This window comes from Flavobacteriales bacterium, assembly GCA_016716605.1.
In the GTDB taxonomy this organism is placed as follows: domain Bacteria; phylum Bacteroidota; class Bacteroidia; order Flavobacteriales_F; family PHOS-HE28; genus PHOS-HE28.
Genome location: JADJWA010000001.1, coordinates 3099202 through 3119241 on the forward strand (window position 1 = coordinate 3099202; position 20040 = coordinate 3119241).

General features: G+C 64.0%; 19 protein-coding genes. 7 read left to right on the forward strand and 12 right to left on the reverse strand.

Annotated features, from left to right (window positions below):
- The first annotated feature begins 6 nt into the window (after positions 1–6).
- From IPM12_12580 to IPM12_12595, 4 genes are all read left to right on the forward strand, one after another.
- Complete coding sequence (locus IPM12_12580) at positions 7–1263, forward strand: O-antigen ligase family protein (GenBank protein MBK9148637.1); 1257 nt, start codon at positions 7–9, stop codon at positions 1261–1263.
- A complete protein-coding gene (locus IPM12_12585; GenBank protein ID MBK9148638.1) occupies positions 1260–2492 on the forward strand; it encodes a DegT/DnrJ/EryC1/StrS family aminotransferase in 1233 nt (410 codons plus the stop codon). Before IPM12_12580 ends, IPM12_12585 begins: the two co-directional genes overlap by 4 nt.
- 29 nt (positions 2493–2521) lie before the next feature.
- A complete protein-coding gene (locus IPM12_12590; GenBank protein ID MBK9148639.1) occupies positions 2522–3697 on the forward strand; it encodes a hypothetical protein in 1176 nt (391 codons plus the stop codon).
- A gap of 83 nt (positions 3698–3780) precedes the next feature.
- Entirely contained in the window at positions 3781–4695 is a 915-nt protein-coding gene (locus IPM12_12595; GenBank protein MBK9148640.1) for a LamG domain-containing protein, read from the forward strand.
- Positions 4696–4699: 4 nt separating this feature from the next.
- Here the strand turns inward: IPM12_12595 and IPM12_12600 are convergent, their stop codons facing one another.
- The 7 genes from IPM12_12600 to IPM12_12630 all read right to left on the reverse strand — a co-directional run bounded on the left by IPM12_12600 (position 4700) and on the right by IPM12_12630 (position 13104).
- On the reverse strand, positions 4700–5476 hold the full coding sequence (locus IPM12_12600; protein MBK9148641.1) for an MBL fold metallo-hydrolase: 777 nt from the start codon (positions 5474–5476) through the stop codon (positions 4700–4702).
- A gap of 28 nt (positions 5477–5504) precedes the next feature.
- Positions 5505–9839 carry a hypothetical protein gene (locus IPM12_12605; GenBank protein ID MBK9148642.1) on the reverse strand — a complete coding sequence of 1445 codons (4335 nt, stop codon included), beginning with the start codon at positions 9837–9839 and terminating at the stop codon, positions 5505–5507.
- 176 nt (positions 9840–10015) lie between these two features.
- Positions 10016–10870: a 50S ribosomal protein L11 methyltransferase gene (gene prmA / locus IPM12_12610; GenBank protein MBK9148643.1), complete on the reverse strand. Its 855-nt coding sequence runs from the start codon at positions 10868–10870 to the stop codon at positions 10016–10018.
- 72 nt (positions 10871–10942) lie between these two features.
- Entirely contained in the window at positions 10943–11710 is a 768-nt protein-coding gene (locus IPM12_12615; GenBank protein ID MBK9148644.1) for a triose-phosphate isomerase, read from the reverse strand.
- Positions 11711–11791: 81 nt separating this feature from the next.
- Complete coding sequence (locus tag IPM12_12620; protein MBK9148645.1) at positions 11792–12448, reverse strand: hypothetical protein; 657 nt, start codon at positions 12446–12448, stop codon at positions 11792–11794.
- Positions 12448–12825, reverse strand: coding sequence for a hypothetical protein (locus IPM12_12625; protein ID MBK9148646.1), 378 nt, complete (start codon positions 12823–12825; stop codon positions 12448–12450). The genes IPM12_12620 and IPM12_12625 overlap by 1 nt, the downstream gene beginning before the upstream one ends.
- A gap of 3 nt (positions 12826–12828) precedes the next feature.
- Positions 12829–13104, reverse strand: a complete 276-nt coding sequence (locus IPM12_12630; GenBank protein ID MBK9148647.1) for a DUF493 family protein — start codon at positions 13102–13104, stop codon at positions 12829–12831.
- Positions 13105–13175: 71 nt separating this feature from the next.
- Between IPM12_12630 and IPM12_12635 the strand changes: the two genes are divergently transcribed.
- Genes IPM12_12635 through IPM12_12645 form a run of 3 tightly spaced genes read left to right on the forward strand, consistent with a single transcriptional unit; the run spans position 13176 to position 15803 of the window.
- Positions 13176–14321: a hypothetical protein gene (locus IPM12_12635; GenBank protein ID MBK9148648.1), complete on the forward strand. Its 1146-nt coding sequence runs from the start codon at positions 13176–13178 to the stop codon at positions 14319–14321.
- Positions 14322–14323: 2 nt separating this feature from the next.
- Positions 14324–14920: an RNA polymerase sigma factor gene (locus IPM12_12640; GenBank protein MBK9148649.1), complete on the forward strand. Its 597-nt coding sequence runs from the start codon at positions 14324–14326 to the stop codon at positions 14918–14920.
- Entirely contained in the window at positions 14907–15803 is an 897-nt protein-coding gene (locus IPM12_12645; GenBank protein MBK9148650.1) for a hypothetical protein, read from the forward strand. The genes IPM12_12640 and IPM12_12645 overlap by 14 nt, the downstream gene beginning before the upstream one ends.
- A 1-nt stretch (position 15804) precedes the next feature.
- Here the strand turns inward: IPM12_12645 and IPM12_12650 are convergent, their stop codons facing one another.
- From IPM12_12650 to IPM12_12670, 5 genes are read right to left on the reverse strand one after another with little or no spacing between them, the layout of a single operon-like run.
- Positions 15805–17322 (reverse strand): AMP-binding protein, encoded by a 1518-nt coding sequence (locus tag IPM12_12650; GenBank protein ID MBK9148651.1) that lies wholly within the window; start codon positions 17320–17322, stop codon positions 15805–15807.
- Between the two features lie 2 nt (positions 17323–17324).
- Positions 17325–18467, reverse strand: coding sequence for a D-alanyl transfer protein (locus tag IPM12_12655; protein MBK9148652.1), 1143 nt, complete (start codon positions 18465–18467; stop codon positions 17325–17327).
- 3 nt (positions 18468–18470) lie between these two features.
- Complete coding sequence (locus IPM12_12660; protein ID MBK9148653.1) at positions 18471–18614, reverse strand: hypothetical protein; 144 nt, start codon at positions 18612–18614, stop codon at positions 18471–18473.
- Positions 18611–19804, reverse strand: coding sequence for a hypothetical protein (locus tag IPM12_12665; protein ID MBK9148654.1), 1194 nt, complete (start codon positions 19802–19804; stop codon positions 18611–18613). Before IPM12_12665 ends, IPM12_12660 begins: the two co-directional genes overlap by 4 nt.
- Complete coding sequence (locus IPM12_12670; GenBank protein ID MBK9148655.1) at positions 19801–20040, reverse strand: acyl carrier protein; 240 nt, start codon at positions 20038–20040, stop codon at positions 19801–19803. Before IPM12_12670 ends, IPM12_12665 begins: the two co-directional genes overlap by 4 nt.

The following is a 20040-nucleotide window of genomic DNA, read 5'->3' on the forward strand; positions in this document are numbered from 1 at the left end:
TCAGTGATGCTGCCAGCTGCCGCCCGCAACCTCCGCACCGCCACCTGGGCCTTCCTCCTCCTGCTCTGCGCCCTCCTCCCCTTGCGCGGCGCTTGGCTGCCTGTTCCATTGGCGATCGCCTCCGTCCTCCTGCTCGTGGCGGCTTGGCGGGATCGGCCCGCCATCAACTGGCGCGTGCTCTGGCCGCTCAGCGCCCTCTATATCCTGCACCTCATCGGCATGGCCTGGACGGACGACCTCGCTTTCGGTCTCTTCGACCTGCAAGTGAAAATCGGACTTGTGCTGTTGCCGGTCGTTGCCGCAGCATTCTTAGCGCTGCAACCAACGGGCATGCAAAGAGCCATGGCCGCTTTCACCTTTGGTAACATGGTGGCCATGGCTTTGAGCCTGATCGGGGCGTGGCGCTGTCAGGCAGCGGGCGGCGAGGGCTGCTTCAGCCAAAGCACGCTCTCCTTCGACCTGCATCCAAGCTACGCCGCATGGTACGCGTGCTGGTCGGTGGCGTACGCGGGCCATCGGCTGCTGAGCGGTGAACCGATGAAGGCATTCGAGCGCTGGTGCTGGATCGCGAGCATGGCGGCACTTTCGGCCTTCGTGGTGCTCTTGGCCAGCAAGAGCGGCGTGCTCGGCATGGGCTTGGTGGCCGTGTGGCTGGGTGCACGCGTGGTAATGCGTCCGGGCGCGGTCGTCAGGATCACCTTGCTCGTGGCTGTAGGCCTGATCGCGCTGGCCGCGATTCGAGGCGGCAGCGTGGTAATGGCCCGTATGCAAGCCGCGCTCGATGCCGTGGAACTGGCGCGAGCCGGCGATCCGGCCATTTACACCAGTGCGGGTGGAAGCGAGATGCGCCTGGTGGCCTGGATGTGCAGCGCGGAGCGGATCGCAAAGGATCCCTTAGGTGCTGGCACCGGCGATATCAAGCATGCGCTCGCTGATTGCTATGCGGCCAAGGGCGCAACACCTGCATTGGAGCGTAAGCTCAACAGTCACTCGCAGTTCCTGCAAGGCGGCGTAGCATTGGGCTGGTTAGGGCTGCTGCTCACCTTGGCCACAGCGCTGGTGCCCTTGGCCTTCGCCCTGCGCCGACGCGATGCGCTTCTATCGCTCTTCGCCTTGCTCTTCCTGCTGAATGCTGCGGTGGAATCGGTGCTGGAGGTGCAGGCGGGCGTGGTCTTCTACTCGTTGATGCTGGGCCTGCTCGTCGCTCGTGGCACCGGGCATGCGCATCTTGCGGGGCGAACCGATCCGACCAACCCCGTATGATCCCGTTCTCGCCCCCGCGCATCGACGACCGCACCGTGAAGGCCGTGGAAGAGGCCCTGCGCAGCGGCTGGATCACCACTGGTCCGCGCACCAAGGAGTTCGAGAAACGGCTGGCGGCGTATTGCGGCGTGGAGCGCGTGATCGCCCTGAACAGCTGGACCAACGCCTGCGAGCTGGTGCTGCGCTGGTACGGCATCGGTCCGGGCGATGAGGTGATCGTACCGGCCTACACCTACTGCGCCACCGCCAACATCGTGATGCATGTGGGCGCCAAGCCCGTGCTGGTGGATGTGCTCGACGATTTCACCATCGACCCCGAGGCGGTGCGCCGCGCCATGAGCCCGCGCACCAAATGCATCATCCCAGTGGACATCGGCGGGCTGCCCGCGCGCATCGGCGAGATCATGAAGATCGCCGAGGACGCCACCGGCCTCTTCACCCCGAAGCTGAACCTGCGCACCGATGGCACCAATCCGCAGATGCGGCTGGGCCGCGCGCTCGTGCTGAGCGACGCCGCGCATTCCTTCGGCGCCCGCATCGGCGGGAAGGCCGTGGGCAATCAAGCCGATATCACCGGCTTCAGCTTCCACGCGGTGAAGAACCTCACCACGGCCGAGGGCGGTGCGCTCGCCTTCAACCTGCCCGAGCCCTTCGCAGCCGATGAGCTCTATGCCTTCTTCAACACGTTCAGCCTGCATGGCCAGAGCAAGGATGCCCTCGCCAAGACACAGCCAGGCGCCTGGCGCTATGATGTGGCCTTCCCGGGCTACAAATGCAACATGACCGATCTGCAAGCGGCCATCGGCCTGGTTGAACTGGAACGCTACGATACGGAGACGCTCCCCCGCCGCAAGGCCATCTGCTCCCGCTACCACGCCGCGTTCAGCAGCGATCCGCGCTTCATCATGCCCGTGCTTCGCGATGAGCAGCGCGAAAGCAGCTATCACTTGTGCATGCTGCGAATCGCCCGAGCCACGGAAGCGCAGCGCGATGCCATCATCGAGGCTATCGCCCGGCGCCAGGTGAGCGTGAACGTGCATTTCATCCCGCTGCCGCTCCTCTCCTTCTACAAGTCGCAAGGGCACGCCATTGACCGCTTCCCGAGCACCTACGCGCAGTACAGCCGCGAGATCAGCCTGCCAGTGTACTTCGACCTCACCGATGCCCAGGTGGATGAAGTAGTGGCCGCCGTGAAGGCCGCGGTGGCGGAGGTGCTTCCGGAGGCCTAGCGGTTACGGGCCGATTGCGACCTTTGGCCATGCCCGATCTTGAACGCAAGCGCCCACCAGCCCTCTTCGAGGCATTCGGGTTCACTGTCGAGGCCAACGCATGCAATGCGTTGTCGCTGTACCCTCAGGATTCGGCCAGTGAGCTGGCGGCCACCACATTGCCCCCGACATCGCGGCAGCACACGGAGCGGCAGGATCTGGGCTTGGTGCAGACAGGCCCGCACTCCATATCGATCGTGAGCCAGCGCATGGCGAAGCGGCCAGCCAATTGGGTGCGCAAGATGAATGCGCTGCACGCCGCGCTCAGCCCTGTGCTCGCCGCGCGCGAGGCCCTTTTGCTGCCCGGTCCATCGCCCCTCGGCCCGTGGAGCCCCGATGAGTTGATGCCCGCCTGCTTCCGTTCCGGCCTGCGGCTCGATCTCCATTTCGCGCGCGAGCAGGACTTCGGCCGCTTGCATGCCGCTGTTCGCATGGCTTTGCCACTGCTGCCGGCACTCAGTGCGGGCACTCCCGTCCGCGATGGGCGAAGCACGGGCTTCCACAGTTCGCGCCTGCGGGCCTGCCTGGATCTGTACGACCGGCATCCCACGCGCGTCGGCGGCTTCATCCCAGAAGCAGTATTCGATGCGCACGACTATGACCGCGAGGTGCTCGGTCCCATCCTGCAGGCCATCGCCACATCGCGCGGAGCGGAATCAACTGACGCGCAAGCGTTGAACCTGCGCGCGGCCACGGCGCAGTTCGATAGCGGCGTACTCAGCATCCATGTGATCGATGCGCAAGAGAATCCGGCTGCGGATATGGCTGTGCTCGAGTTCACCATCGCGCTGCTGCGTGCTTTGGTGGCCGGGCGCTGGAGCAGCAACTACCTGCAGCGGGCCTGGAGCAGCGAGGACTTGATGAGCGTGATGCTGGGCACCATCCGCGACGGCTCCAAGGCCGTGATCACCAACCGCGACTACCTCTTCATGCTGGGCATGCTGAAGCAGGAACGCGCAATGGCCTCGGAAGTGCTCAAGCACCTCTTCGTGGAACTCTACGGCGACTTGAGCGAGAACGCCCGCGCGCACCTGGCTGTGATCATCGAGCACGGCTGCCTCGCATCGAGGATCATGTCGAAGGCCGGCAAGCGCGCCACGCCCGAGAAGCTCCGCGCAGCCTTCGCACACCTAGCGGCTTGCCGCACTGCGGGCGCCTACTTCTAGGGAGGCATCGACCGTGCAGCGGCGCTCATCGAATGATCGCAACCGGCCCGGTCCCGGCGCGTTGCGTCCGGAAAGCGCGTGACATGAAGTACGCATGCATCCCCTTGGCTCTTGCCATGCATCTCTGTGCGCAAGCCCAAGGCCCTCTCTTCCATTGGCCGCTCGACGAGGGCACAGGCAGCGTGGCGCACGCCTGGGGCGGCAGCCATGGCACGCTCGTAGGCGGCGTAACCTGGTCGCCCGCAGGCGGGCACCATCAGGGCTGCGCACGATTCGATGGGGTCGATGACCGCATCGTGCTCGGCCCCTGTGACATCACCACCGGCAATGGCGCCTTCTCGCTCTCGCTATGGGCCAAAGCTGATTTCGTCACGGGGATGGACCGAACGCTGATGGCCAAATCAACGGGCCCAAATGCAAGCGATCAGGTATGGGCCGTCGCCTTCGTGAGCGGCAGCGGCTTGCGCTTCCGTCTGCGTGCTGCGGGCAACAGCTACGCGATCGATACTGGGCCGAGCTCGCTCTTCGGCGGTCAGTGGTACCACATCGTGGGCACTTACGATGGCGCGCAGATGCGGCTCTATCTCAACGGCAGCCTCATGGGCACCGCCACTGCGAGCGGGTTGATCGGCCTTCATCCGCAATCACCGGCATCCATCGGCGCGCTGAGCACCGGAGCACAGCCCTTCTCCGGATGGATCGACGACGTGCGCATCTACGGCCGGGCGCTCAGTGCAGCGGAGGTCATGGAGCTCTTGATGGAGCAGATGATCACCTCGATCACGGGAGCAACTTCACCCACAGTGGTTGATGGTGCGGTGAACGTGCCAGCCGGCATTCACCGGATCACGATCCACGATCAACTGGGCCGACTGCTGCACGAAACGCGCGCGCAAGGTCCTGCTATGCTGCCCTTGCCAGCCGAAGGACTTGGCTTGCTGCTGATCGGCATCGAGGGCCAGGATGGCCGCACCACTGTGCGCACGGTCCTCCAGTGATGGTTCAGGCCTCCACATCCACACGGAGCCCATCGTAGGCAAGGGCCACGTTCCCGGGCAAGCCGCGAGAGACTTCCTCATGCCGTCCGAGCAGATGGCTGATGTGCGTGAAGTAGGCGCGCTTCGGCGCGATGCGCTCCACCATCGCCAATGCTTCCTTCAGGTTGAGGTGCGAAACATGCTCCTCGATGCGCAGCGCGTTGAGCACGAGCGTGTCGATGCCCCGAAGCCGTTCCACCTCCCCGGCATCGATGGTCTTGGCATCGGTGATGTAGGCCAGGCCGCCGATGCGGAAGCCGAGCACCGGCATGCGGTGGTGCATCACATGGATCACATCCAGCAGGATCCCCCCAGCGGAGAAGGAACGCCCTTCGATCGGCACAAGGTCCAGCTCCGGCACGCCCGGATAGCGCTCCTTGGCGAAGGCGTAAGAGTACACCCTTCGGATGGCATCGAGCGTGGCCGGATCCGAATGCAGGTCCATCGGGCGCTTCATGCGGAAGTTGAGCGCGCGCAGGTCGTCGATGCCGCTGATGTGGTCCATATGCTCGTGGGTGAGCAGCACGGCATCGAGGCGGTCAACCTGTGCGCGCAGCAATTGCTGGCGCAGGTCGGGGCCGGCATCGATCAGCAGTTGCTTTCCCCCAACACGGATCAGCGCTGATGTGCGCAGCCGCTGATCACGTGTATCGTTGCTCCGGCAAACCGCGCAAGCGCAACCGATCACAGGCACGCCCTGGCTGGTGCCTGTGCCGAGGAACTCGAGGGTGACCGCCGGCATGCGGGCGAAGATCGCCGCAACATCACCATCACAATCCGAACCTGTCCCGGAAGTCGTCCACCTTCTTCTTGTTGGTGAGCACGTACTGGTACTCGGGGCCGTCCTTGTTATCTGGCAGCTTGCGCTTATCGTCCTTGGCTTCGCTGATCATGGTGTTGAACTGCTGATCGCTGCTGAAGGCGTAAAGCATGTTGCGGCTGTACTGGAAGAAGTAGTAGGTCTGATCGTCGAGCTGGAGGAACAGCGTGAAGATGTCACCGCTGCGCTTGCGCTCGATGTGGACCTTGCCCTTCACCGTGCGGTACACGGGCTTCTTCAACACGGTGGCCACGCCGATGGGGCCCTCGCTCACCCAGCTCTGCTCAGGGCCGTCCCAGCGCATCTTCACATCACCGAGTACCACGGGCTTCACCAGTTCATCGGGCAGCTTCTTGATCTCGCCCTTGATGCTGAGCTCGCTGATGAGCTTGTCGCTCTTCTCCAGGCCGAGGGCCTCGCGCATGAACTTCTCGTAATAGGTCTTGCCGATGTCAAGCGCCTGCTGGTCGGGGTAGGCGATGATCTCCGTGGCCATACGCTCCAACGCGTTGTCGAGGAAGTGGAAGTCGGCCACCAGCACGCCATTGCCGAAGGCCTTCTTCTCCACGGTCTCATAGCGCATGGCGCCCACCATGGAGGCCTTCACGCGGCCGAGCTTCACGCCGAAGTCGATCGGACCATCGGCCATCACCACGCAGGGCTCCACGGCCAGGCTCACGAGCGCCCCGGGCAGGTTGCGCTGGCGGATCTTGTCCTTATTGGAGATCACGTATTCCTTGCGGCCCTTGTCATAGAAGAGCAGGCCGCGCGCGGCGATGATGTCGCGGTCGTCCTTGCTCCGCGTGCGGCTCAGGAAGGTGCCGTAGGTGCTGAAGGGATCCTCGTCCGTGAGGTGCAGGCCGGCACCGATGCGTTGGCCCTGATCATCGTAGAGCGTGTCGCCAACAGGGATGAAGATCTCCAGCGGGTCGATCGGCGATTCGAACCGCATCCAGTTGCGCGCCAGTCCCTCGCAGCCGTGCTGGATGCGCGTGCTGCCGCTGAAGGTGAGCTCCTTGATGCTGGCGGTGAGGTGCACGTCGCCGAAGAAGTCGAAGGCCGGGCTGAGCTGGAAGTCCTGGTCCTGCGCGATGCGGCCCACGGCGCGCGTCTGGAAGGCGGTGTCAACCCCGATGCTGAAGAGCTCGATGGGCAGGCGGCGGTTGTTCTCATCCACGTAGTCGATGAGGCCCGTGGCGTTGTAGTTCCGCTTGGCCTTGATGTTCGCCGTGGCGCTGTAGATGCGGTGGTGCTTGGTGACGAAGTTGGCGGTGATGACCGTGTTGGTGAGCGGGTCCATCTCCGCGTTCTTGCGGATGCGCACGCGCATGCTGTCCGGGGTGATGAGCGCATCGGCCACCTGGATGTACTGCACGTCATCCGCGGTGATCAGGTGCTTCTTGAGGTCATAGCGCGCCTTGGGCGCCATGAAGTGGAGGCTGTCCTGCTCGGGCCTGATGCTGATGAAGTTGGATCCGGAGAGCTGGAGGTCCTCGGCGCCCTCGGCGGCCTTGCGGTCGCTCTCGAGGGCGATGTCGCCCTGGTCCATGAACCACTTGAAGCGGTCCATGTAGCAGATGTACTGGTTCACGGGGAACTCCACCTTCGTCTCACTGCCGTTGCTCACGAATTCGCCGACGCGCTCGTCGAGCTTCACGGTGGCGTTCACGTTATCGGTCTTGAAGGCGATGCTGGCGGTGTCGCCCTCGGTGAGGCGGAAGTCGCTCGTGTCGGCATGCAGCTGCATGGTCTCGAACTGGAAGAGCTTGCTCTTGAGCGTGGCGTTGCGGAAATCGATGAGACCGGCACCGGTCATGCCCTGGGGCGTGAGGTCGGTGAGACCGTAGAGCAGGGCCTGGTCGTCGTACATGACCATGGGCTTTCGGATCTGCTCGGTGCGCAGGTTATCCTTGGCGGGCTCCAGGCGCACATACACTTGCGCCGCAGTGATGTGGGGCACCTTGCTGGGCTTGGTGGCAGCGACGTTCTCCAGCGTGTCGGCGCGGCCCAGGGTGCTGTCCGGGGTGAAGATGAGCTGCTTGCTGCTGAGACGGGTGGTGAGGTACTCGAGGCTGCCATTGCCTTGCAGGCCCCGGCTGTTGAGCGTGACGGTGCTGGTGAACTGAGCCTTGCGCCCATAGAGCGGCATGCCCGCATCGCCGGTGGGCTTCACGAATCCCAAGGCATAATCGGTCTGCAGCCGCAGGGGCTCGCGGATGTCGGGGAATATCCCGCCGCTGACGAGCGTGCCGTTGAAGGTCAGGCCTGCGTTGGTGAAGTTGTCGAGCGAATCGAGCTTGAAGGGGTCGCTGCGGTAGTAGAATCCGTCGCGCTTGTAGGCCCCGCGCTGGATGGAGCGCCTGTCGTAATAGACGAAGCTCTCTCGCGCGCTGGTGAAGATGGGATACTGCGGGTACTTCTCCTGCTGACGGCCGCTCTTGTTGCTCGGCGCATCGATCTCGAGGGTGCCGCTCACCTGCTCCAGCACGTTCTTCACGCGCACCAAGGGCTGCTGTCCATCGTCGTTCTTCTCGAAGCTGCTGGCCATGAAGCTCACGCTGTCCACGTTGATCAAGTCGATGGTGAAGGGGTCATAGTGGAAGTAGTACTCCTTGCCGTAGTACTGGAGGCGGCCGGCCTTGATGCTGCCGGCGAACGTGAAATCGCGGTTCTTCTTGATGGTGATGGTCTTCTCGGCCGGGTAGATGCGCACGTCCTGCGAGTCGCTCATCAGGATCACGCTCACTCCCTTCATCGCAAGGTCGCTATTGAGCAGGTTGATGGTGGCGTTCACGTTGTCATCCACCGTGCTGTTGAACTGCAGCGCATCGTAGTCCTGCTTGCCGGCGTTGTTGAGTATGTGCTGCCGGAGCCGCGGCTGCACCTGCACCCATTCGGTCTCGGGATCGTAATTGAGGTAGCCCTTGTTGTGCAGGTCGATGAGCAGGGGCACCACGGTGGTCTTCTGCATCTTGCTGAACACCGCGAACTCCTGCGCATAGAAGCGCCCTTCGTTCTGCTTGCTGAAATCGTTGAGGCGCGCGAGCGGATGCACGTTGTCGATGCCGAGCATGCCCATGTAGCGCTTGTCGCGGAAGTAGTCGAAGCTCTCGAAGCTGGCCTTGTTCTGGCTGGTTCCGCTGAGGTTGCCGAGCTGCACCAGGGGATCGCCCTGCTTCCACGTGAGCACCTCGAAGTACATGTCGAGCTGGTGATAGGTGTTGTAGAAGGGCGCCTTGCCCAGGCCCTGGTCCTTCTTGATCAACGAGAGCTGGCGCTTGTCACGCAGGAATCGGAGGCTGGCGCTCTGGTGCCAGAGGCTGTCCTTGTCCATGCGCACGCGCAGGGCGACTTCATCGCTCGTGATCCGATCGGGGTCGATGCTGAAGCGCTGGCCGCTGGTGACGATGAAGGGGCGCTTGTCCCGGTAGAAGGTGAGGTACGCCGGCTCTTCCTTGGTGCCGTAGCCCTGCAGCTTGGCGCCTTGCATGCTGAAGCCGCCCTCGAAGTCGATGCCCTCGACGATCTCGCGGATCTTCATGCGCCGGTCGTAGCTCTCGAAGCGCGGGTAGCTCGCGCTGCCCTCATCCACATTGGCCAGCAGCTTGTCCGTGAGCTTGCCCACCAGGGTCTTGGGGAAGTACGGGTCGTTGAACTGGACGGTGTCCACCTCGAATGCGGCGCTCTTCAGGCGCACGCTGTAGGCATGGTCCCATTCGGCGTAAGTGGCGGTGGGCTTCAATCCGGCGCGCGCCCAGGTGACCTTGCCCCCGCTCCCCATCCAGATCTCCTGGGTGGGCAGATAGGTGCCGCCCGTGCTCAGGATCACGCTGCTGTCGCCCTTGGCCAGGCACACCAGGTCGGTCTTCGCGAAGGTGATCTTGGGCACACTGTCGAACGCGAAGGCGAAGTCCTTGCTCCGCGCCTTCCATGTCACGCTCGCGCTCTTCAGCAGGGCGCCCTCGCGGAAGAGGCCGGCACAGGTGGTGATGAAGGCTTGCACATTCTGCTTGCGCGCCCCTTGCACGAGCTTGTCCATGCCTTGCATCCAGGCGTCGAATTCGGCCGCGCCGCGCCCCGTTGACTGGAAGGCGGCCACGCAATCGAGGTAGTCGCGGAAGCCCGGGAATGCATCGAAGCGCTTCTTGAGCATGAAGTTGGCCACCTCGGCGACCTTGATCCGCTGCCGCTCACTGTAGTACGCGCTGTTCCATGCGGGCGTGAACACCTCCTCCATGAATGGCCTTCCCTCCTTCTTGTCGGCTCCGGTGATGAAGGCCGTCATCTCTTGCAGGAAGAGCGCCTGATCGGAAGAGAATGGTTTCTGCTGGGCGCTCGCGGAGTGACCGAGAACCAGCAAGCAGCACGAAGCCACAAGTCGGAAGCCTGCACCTGGCAACTTGAGCCTTGCGTCTTGTGACTTGAGCCTTCCGCCTTGTGACTTGAGTCTTGTGACCTGATTCATGGTTTCCTGCATCCGAGCAAGGCCCAATCGCCCTCCTGCAGGCGCTCAACGATCACCATGCCGCACTCCTTCGCGCGCTGCGCCAGCATGTGCCGGTCGCCGGCCACGAAGCCGCTCAGGAAAAGGGCTCCACCGGGGTTCAGCGCGTTGCTCATCATGGGCATGGCATCGAGCAGGACATTGCGTTCGATGTTGGCCAAAATTGCGTCGAAGCGGAGGCCCGCCAACGATCGCGCGTCGCCCTTTTCCACAGTGATGCCCACACAACCGTTCAGCCCGCAGTTGTGAAGCGCATTCTCAATGGCGGATTGGTCGTTGTCGATGGCGAGGACCGCTGCCGCTCCGAGCCTCTCCGCAAGGATGGCCAGCACCGCCGTGCCGCAGCCGAGGTCACAAACCGATTTGCCCTTCCATTCCATGGGAAGCATAGCCTGCACCATCATGCGCGTGGTGGCGTGGTGCCCTGTGCCGAAGGCCATGCGCGGGGTGATGATGATCTCGTGCTCGTAGCCCGGTGAAGGATCATGGAATTCGGCCCGGATCCGCACGCGGCCATCCACCTCCACCGGCGCGAAGCTGCTCTCCCACTCCGCGTTCCAGTTGCGGTCAGCGATCTCCAGGACATCGAAGCTGATGGATGCGTGCGGGTCCCGCAAGGAGAGCAGCTCCATTACGGCTCCTTCATCGAACCGATCGCTGCGGATGTAGGCCTTCAGCTCGCCGCTTCCGCCTTTCGGGTCCGTGAGGCCCTCCTCGAAGCTGTCGAAGCCGATGTCCGCAAGCTCCACCATGAGCAGGTCGCGCCAGGGATCAACGGGCGCTATGAGGAAGGTGACTTGGGTGTAGGGCAAGGGATGGTTGCGGGTTGGAGATTGAATCCAAGGACGGTTGCGGGTTGAGGGCACGCGCCCGTCGAAAGCGGATCAACCCTTCGTGGATCGATTGGCGATCTGGATCAGCTCACAGAATTGATCTGCTACAAGCGAGGCTCCGCCGATCAATCCGCCATTGACATCGGGTTGCGTGAAGAGGCCTTCCGCATTGGAGGGGTTGCAGCTGCCGCCGTAGAGGATCGGCACGCGTTCGGCCACCGATGGGCCATGGGTGTGCAGCAACGCGCGGATGTGCGCGTGCATCTCCTGCGCCTGATACTTGCTGGCGGTGAGCCCTGTGCCGATGGCCCACACCGGTTCATAGGCGATGATCATGCGCTCAAGCTCCGCGTTGCTGAAGCGGCCCAAAGCGCCCTTCATCTGCTCGGTGACCACATCGAAGTGCCGCCCGCTCGATCGCTCATCCTGGTTCTCTCCGCAGCAGAAGATGGGCATGATGCCATGTGAGAACAGGGCCGCCAGCTTTTCCCCGATCAGGGCATCGCCCTCGCCGAAGTACTGCCTCCGCTCGCTGTGACCCACGATGCACGCCTTCACGCCAATGCTCGCCAGCATGGCCGCGCTCACCTCGCCGGTGTACGCGCCTTTCTCCTCCTGATGGCAATTCTGCGCCGCCACCGTGATCCCAGTGCCGGCGCATTGCTCCACCGCCGCCGCCAGGAAGGGGTACGGCGGCGAAATGATCACCTCCACGCCTTCCCGCTTGCCGGCTCCGGCATGGATCAGCGCCGCAACCAGCGACCGTGCGCCATCGCGGTCCGTGTTCATCTTCCAATTGCCGGCAACTATGGTTCGCATGGGCTCGGATTGAGGTGGGCAAAGATGCCCAGGCCGGGCATATCGGCACGCGTGGCCTCCTGCATTCGGCAAGAGGTCGCGCTACCACGTCACCGCTTCGCGCTCGCTCCTGCGCAGCCGCGTGCTGAAGCCCAGCCCGACGAGCACATTGCGCATGGGTCGCCGCTCCGCGGATTCAAGCGACCCCGGGAAGCGCTGCTGGCCGAGGTCTTCCGCGAGGAAGGTGCGCGCCGCTTGATCATAGCCCAGGGTGAAGCCGAATGCGAGGTTCTCTGTTGCATGCACGTAATATCCGATGCCCAATGCCCACCACGCCGCGCCATCCCTCGCGCCGGCGCAGGTGCCGCAATCGAAATCGTACCAGGCCATGCCCGCGCGCAGGCTCGTCTCATAGAAGGTGTTGGCTCCGGTATAGCGCTCGTAGGCCAGCTTGCCATAAGCGATCGTGCGCCGCACATCGCCGTTGGGCACGAAGGGCTGCAGCGTTCGCTCTTTCAGGGTGGTCCACCACATGGCCGCGCCGGCCCCGATGCCGAGCCCCTTGAGCACAGGCACCTGGTACGCGAGGCCCACCTGCCCGATGTTCTCGGTGTAATTGGTGAAGAGCGGGTTCTTGAACGGGATCGGCAGCGTGAGCTCGCCTTTGATGGTGCTGCTCACATCGGGCAGCCTGCCTTTCTGGGCCAGGGCTGGCAGCATGGCCGCCGCAGCAAGTACGAGCGTGGTGATCCGGTGCATCAGGGTTGAAGACGGAAGCGCCGCACGGTGCGTTGCGTGGCCGTGGACAGCTCGAAGTGATAGGTCCCTTCCGGGAGTTCGGGCAGGGTTCGTTCGATCCGCCGCTTTCCCGCGCTGGCTGCTTCATCAGGCCAGTGGTGAAGCGCGGCATGGTGCTGATCGCTCAACGACGTGGTGAGCACCTGGGCATCGGGCAGGTGGATCTCTGCGAGCAGGCGGGCGGGGTGGTAGGCCACTTCCAGCGCGAGCAGCTCGGCATGCGAAGGCGCGGGCAGATCGTGGGCGAGCACGCTCCGCCGGAAGCGCCGCAGCACCACGAGCACCAGCAGGACGGACAGCGTGATGAGCAGGGCGGTGCGGATCGTGACCAGGTCCATGGCTCAGAGGGTGATCACGCCCTCAATGGCCGAGGCACGGTCGTAGCGATCCACCACTTCATCAGCGCTGAGCATCACCTCCTTCACGGTGATCGCGATGTACTTGCCGCCGGCAGAATAGCGCCGGAGCACCTCGCTCTCCGTGGCGAAGAGGCTCAGGACAGCCTTCATGCGCGCTTCATCGGGCGTGAGGATGAACTTGAACATGTACACCGAAGGCCATTCATGCACCTTGCCGAGGGAGGCGCGCAACCGGTCCTTCGCTTCATCGCTCAGCATGGTGCAACTTTGGCCAAAGGTAGCCCGCCGTTGAACCAGCGCCCGGGATCCGTGTACAGCAGCACCGAACCATGAGCCTCCGTTCCACCTCCATCACCCTTTTCGCCGTGGCCTGCACAACGGCCTGGGCCGATTGCGCGCTCGCCCAGACCAGCACGGAGAAAGCGCAGGCCGCTCCCGTTCGCGATGCCTATCAAGGAGCGTGGAGCTTGAGCGCGAATGCGAAGGACAAGTCCATGGCCGATTCGGCATCGCTCGATCTGTTCCTCTTCGGCGAGACCATCACTGCGCTCACCCCGACCGAAGGCCTCAACCAATACCGCGCGCAGCGCAACGAGGCGCTGATCCGGAACCAAGGCCGGCTGCCATCCGGAGATCGGGCCAGGCTGAAGAAGCAATCCGACGCGCTCAACGCCATGCACCCGGGCAGCTTCGAGGCCGAGCTCGCCGCGTTCTACAGCGCCTTTCCCTCTCCCACGGCCTACGAGCACCTCGATGCAGCCGCGCGCCAGCAGCCCGCTCGCGATGAATTGCTCGGACCGAAGCTGGTGCGTGCCGTGCGCCACGACGACCGGTCGCAATTGCTGCCTGCCGCGCGCGAATTGAAGCTGCGCGGCGGCGTGGCACCGGGCCTCTTCGACATGGCCGACGACATCCTGCTCTCGGTCGACCCTGATGCCGTGCTGATTGTGGCGGGTGAAATGGATGGTTTCCCGGTGCTCGTCCGCCAATACGCCGAAGGCAAGCGCCCTGATGTGCTCGTGGTAGACCAGCGCCTGCTCGATGATGCAAGCTACCGTGCCCGCGTGTGGCAGCGGGCAAAGGCTCGGGGCGCCGTTCCGCCCGATGCCGCCTCCTTCACCGACCGATTGCTGCGCTCGAGCAGCCGACCGGTCTTCCTCTCCCTGGCCTTGGGCCGTGAGTGGGCTGAGCGTTACGCGACCCTGCTGCATGTCACCGGCATGGCCATGCGCCTGAGTGAATCGCCCTGCTGCGACATCCGGATGCTCGATGCCGCGTGGAGCGCCATGAGCCGCACCACGGAGGCCGGTCCGCTGAGCCGCAACTACGCGATACCGGCCGCCGTGCTCCTGAAGCATCACCGGGCGCAGGGCGATGAGGAGAAGGCCGCGCTGGTGGAGCATCAGTTGCGCGAACTGGCCAAACGAACCGGAATCACCCGCGAGCTGCAGGCCACCGGGATCCTGCCCCACTGAGCATGGCGCTGTTCAGCAAGGAATACGAACGGTTGAGCGATGAGCGCCTGATGGAGCTGATCGCGCGCGGCGACGAACGGGCCTTCGGCGCCTTGTACGACCGCTACCAGCACCGCCTGCTCAATTACTTCCACCGCATGCTCTGGCACGATCGCGAACGCGCGCGCGACATGCTGCAGGACCTCTTCGCGAAACTGGCCCGCAGGCCCGATAGCTACGATGCCTCCCGGCCCTTCAGCACCTGGGTGTTCAGCGTGGCCAACAACATGTGCAAGAATGCCTACCGCCACCATGAGGTGGTGCGCGCGGCTGCCAACCACATCCGCCACGAGCCCGATCGCGTGGAAGCCCTCGACGGCATCGGCGTGGACCACGAGCTGTTCCGCGACCGGCTCAGCATGGAGCTCGACCGGATCGACCCCGACCACAAGGCCACCTTCGTGATGCGTTACCACGAGGACATGGCCATCAAAGAGATCGCCGCCGCCTTCGGATGCTCCGAGGGCACGGTGAAGAGCCGCTTGTTCTACACCCTGAAGAAACTGGCCGAGCGCATGAAAGAGTTCGACCCCAATGCCCTGCACCATGGAAAGGCGTGAGCACTACGACCCCGAGGACATCGAGAGCCTGCTGCAGACCCGTGCATACGACGCGTTGCTCGATGAAGAGCGCGCCTATGTGCTGCGCCACCTCAGCGGCCGCGACGAGTACGAGGCCATGCGCGCGCTCTTGAATGATGTGCGCGACGACGACCGCCGGCGCGCGCCCATCACCGCAGACCCGCAATTGCGCGCAGACCTGCTGGGCATCTTCCGCTCCGAGAACCGCCCGCAATGGCGGATCTGGCTCAACAGCGTTGGCGCCTTCATCTGGCCCAAGGAGACCAGCGACCTCTGGCGGCCCGCGCTGGCCTTCGCCTCGTTGGCGCTCCTGATCGTCGCCGGGGTTTGGGTGTTGCGCGATGGACCAAGCGCCGCGCCTCTGGCCGAACTCCACACGAAGAAGGAAGCCGCCACCGAAGGCGCGCCAGCGGCAGCCGGCGAAGCCATGGACGCATCCGCTGATGAGGCTGAGACCCTTACGTTCCAGCAACCGGATGAAGCAGCCGAACCGGTGGAACAGCAACGATCAACCGCGCTGGCCGAGGCCGAGGAACCAGCGATCGTGATGGAGGCAGTTGCCAAGGAAGAAGCCGATTACGCACCGCCCGGCGATGTCGAGGACGTCGCCTTCAGCCAGGATGAGTCTTACACGCGCGCTGCAGCCGCCACTTCGGGCTCCACTGCGCCGGCCGTGGCGCGTGAGGAGAGGGAAGCCCCGGCATCGCATGTGGTCACGGTGCAGGAAATGGCCGCCAACCAGAGCCTGGCCAACGCCACCGGTAAAGTGAGCGCGAGCAAGAACCTCGATGCCGTGAACCGGGCGGCCACGGCGATCAGCAATTCACCGGAGGTGATGGTGCTCTTCGCCGCAGGGTGGTGAATCAGCTGCGCGGGCGCTTCAGGTAGCGCGCGATCAGCGCCTGCCGGTCGGTCTTGTGGCTGCTGTTCACGGGGAAGGCTTCTACGAGCATGATTTCGGCCGGCACCATGTAAGCGGGCAGTTCGGTCAGGAGTCGCTGGCGGATCGCGTTGGTCAACTCAGTCTCATCCGCATCGGGCATCGGCCTGGCGAAGCCCACGATCCTTTTCACCTGATCCCCGCTGCGAAGGGGCACCGCGATCGCATCGGCCACGCCGGGCACACGGAGCATGGAGGCCGCGATATCGCCCAGCTCGATCCGGAAGCCATTCAGCTTCACCTGCTCATCGCGCCTGCCGGTGAAGAAGAGGATCCCATCGTCGAACCAGCCGTAATCGCCCGTGCGGAAGCCGCGTTGGCCATCATGCATGAAGAACTTCTCAGCGTTGAGCGCATCGTTGTTCAGGTAGCCGATGCTCACGTGCCGCCCGATGATCTCAATCTCACCGGGCGACTCCTTCGTGGCGGGATGTCCATCATGCGTCCTGCAGTGGATCACGCAATTGCGCTTCGGAGATCCAACCGGCATATCGGCATAACGGTCGAGGACGCCGTGCGTGACATCGATGAGCGTGGTGGCCACCGTGGCTTCCGTCGGGCCATAGGTGTTGAGCACGCGCGCCCGCGGGAACCTGTCGAGCAGCCGCTGCGCGGTGGCCTTCGGCAATGCTTCGCCGCAGAATAGGAAATGGCGCAGGCCGGGCAGCTCCGCGCCCACGAAGCCCGGATCGGTGAGGTACAGGTAGGCGAAGGTGGGCGTGCTCACCCACACGCTGCCGCCATGCGCGCGCGCGCGTTGCAGGAAACGCGGGGCGTCCTTGGCGGTCTCGGCATCGTTCAGCAGCAACGTGCTACCCACATGCAGGCTCGTGAAGAGCTCGTACACGCTCAGGTCGAAGCTGAAGGGCGCTTGGTTCACGAAGACATCATCGGAAGTGAAGCCGAAGTCGTTCGACATCCAATCCAGGAATGCCGAAGCGGCTTCGCGGGTGATACGCACGCCTTTCGGCTCGCCGGTGCTCCCACTGGTAAAGATGATGTAGCGGATGGGGTCATGCGGACGATCGGGCACCAGGCCGTGCAGCGGTTCCGCTTCGCTCAGCTGCTCATCCGCTCCGCACCATGTACGGGGCGCGACCCCCAGTGCGGGCTCCTCCATGAAATCAATGAGCAGGCTCGCGCCTGTGACGGCCCGGATGCGGCGCACCCGCTCCAAGGGCACCACCGAATCGAGCGGCACATAAGGCCGGTTGCTGCTGATGCACGCCACGATGGCCGCCACGAAGCCCGCTTGCTTGTGCCCGCGAAGCAGCACCGGCTCACCAGCAGGCAGTGCGAGCGCGTCGATCCGTTGCGACAGCGCCTCCGATTCCTCGCGCAGCGCGGCCCAGGAGAGCACACGGTCGCTGCCGATCACGGCGGCCTTCGCTGCGGCATGCCCGCCGTCCTCGAAAGCACCGGTGATGATGTTGAAGCGCATGGCTAGTGCAGATACGGGAATCGGCCGCTGAAGAGGTAGAGCGCGAAGCTCGCCAAGTTGAGCATGATCACGATCGAGAGCCCCTTCGCCAGGGGCGCCGGCCATCCGGCCCAAATCTCCCGGCGGCCCTTGCGTGCGCGATGCAGGACGCTGTTGTACGCCACGGAGTAAAGGCCGAAGAGCGCACCGCTGGCGATGTAGTGGGCTTGCAGACCATTCCAGCAGCCCATGAGCAGGAAGGTGCTGAAGAGCGCGGTGTTCTGACGGAGCAGGGGCCATGAGCGGAGCGCGGTAACGGAGCTCAACTGCTTATAGATGGGCCGGAAGAAATAATCGCGCAGCCAATCGCCGAGGGTGATGTGCCAGCGGCGCCAGAACTCCGGCGGGTTCTGGGTGAGCCAGGGCTTATCGAAATTGGCGGGCAGGGCGATGCCGAGCATGCGGCCCAGTCCAATGGCCAGCAGCGAGTAGCCCGCAAAATCGAAATAGAGGTACACGGCATAGCCGTACATGTTCGCGGCCATGTCAGGGGCAGCGGTGCTCGAAGCATCGAAGCGAGCGAGCCAATAGCGATCAACCAGTTCGGCGCCCACGAACTTGTGGAGCGCACCGAGCAGCAGCAGTTCCCAGCCCGCGATCAGCGCTGCTCCGTTCAGCCTCGACCAGCCTTGGTCCAGATCGCCCTTGAATCGCTCGTAGCGATCGATGGGGCCTGCAAGGAGGCTGGGCGTGAAAAGCAGGAACCCGACGAAATCGACGATGCGGAAGCGCGCGCGCAGCTGCTCGGCATCGAGATGGACCTGGATGGCGCGGAAGGTGATGTAGCTGATGCCCGCGAAGCCGAGCACATCCACCTCCACATCGAGCTTCACGAGCAGCATGGGCAGCGCGAGCAGCAGGCTGCCGATGAGGCCGTGCACCTTCTTCCACCGGAAGAGCAACAGCCAGGAGAGCCCGCACTGATACGCAGCGAAGAGCAGCAACTGCAGGGGCTTGGGGTAATAAAGCGCCACGTAGAGCAGGCTGAGCCCCGCGATCGCCTGCGCGAATCCGATGCGGGTGGCTGCTATCGCTTTCAGCCCATAGAGCGCCGGCACCAGCACCGCGAAGAGCAGGTAGAACTCGGCTTCTGCGAAGGGCAGCATGGCTCAGAACTGCTGGTAAACGAACTTCACGGCGCTGGCTGCGGCATCCATGCTCACCGTGCGCGGATCATGGAGCCAGAGCAGGCCCAGGCCAAGCGCCGCATAGATCAGGGCCCACTTCGCGATCCGGGTGATGCGCTTGTTCATGGCTCGCTGAAGTGCTCCACAAGGGCGCTATCCACCTTGTACCAGCCCATCCCGCCCAGATGCATCACATCGGTGAGCACGCCCGGCTGGAAGCGAGCGGTGTCGGTGGTCCATAGGTCGAGCAGGTCGAAGCCATGGGCGCGCACCTCTTGGCGCACATCGTCCATTGTGGGATCGGCCTCGTGCAGATTCGTGTACACATAAGGGTTGAGCGGTTGCAGGATGAAGAGCGGCCGTGCCTTCTCCGCCTGGAGGAGGCCGAGCAGCAGTCGCAGATCGCGCAGTTCGCGGCACCGCTCCTGCCCGATCACCTCCACCGCTTTGGCCTCGCCCTTCACGTACGCCGCGTAGTAATCATCGTTCACCAGCGCATTGTTATTCGTGCACGAAGCGAGATGCTCCTGGCTGGAGCGCTCGAACAGCTCGCGCCACGGGATCGACTGGACCTTGGACATGCGCCATTCCACCAGGCCCGGGTGCATCGGTGGCGAGAGCAGCATGGGCTCCTTGGTGACCTCGATGCGCCAACGGTCCCAGGGCTGGCTGAAGAAGTACCGGGCGCGGCCCCAAATGGAGGCATCGCGCAGAAGCCATTTCACCACGGGCTGCGCGGAGCCGAGCTCATGCGCGTGCTCACGCAGGTAATCGGTGACGGGCGCGATGGCGGTATCGCCCTGCAACGCGCGATCGGCCATGGCATAGAGCGAGGGCGAAGGCTGGTACTCGAGGAAGGCGGCCAACTCGGTGCCGCGCTCGGCGCTGCGGCCCAGGAACCAGCCGGGCGAGAGCAGGATTGCGATGCGCGCATGCTCCAGCGGTGCATCGGCCGCGATCAGCTGCGCATGGATGCTGCGGCATTGGTTGCCGGCATGGCCCAAAGCGAGGAGCGGCACTTGCAGCTCCTGATTGAAGAAGTTCACCGGCTTGGCTGGATGGTCGGCACCGGTGAGCTCCGATGAGCCGAAGAGCACGATGCTGCCGCCGCTGCTGAAGGCCTGTGCCAGCAAGTGGCTCAGCCATGGCTCCCGGCTGTAATTCTCCAGATATCCCGTGAGCGGAAGGGCCAGCCGTGTGCTCGGCTCCGGTGGCGCGGCACTCGGCAATGAGGCCGACGCGGCCCATACGCACCCTGCGGCGATCAACAGGGCCGTCGCGTGCTCGAGCAGCAGCGATCGACCACTGACCTTCATGCGCGCTTCAATTGCACATACGCCGCAATCGAATCAACGCTCGCGAAATGCTGCGCGTTGATGTCCACGAAGGGGATGCTGATCCCGAAGGCGCCTTCGAGCGCCACGGCGAGGTCCACAGCGCCCACGCTGTCGAGGATGCGGTCCTCGAGCAGGCGTTCGTCATCGCGGATGTCGCGGAAGGCCACGTTGGCCACCTCCTGCCGGATGGTCGATCGGATGGCCTCGTGATCCAT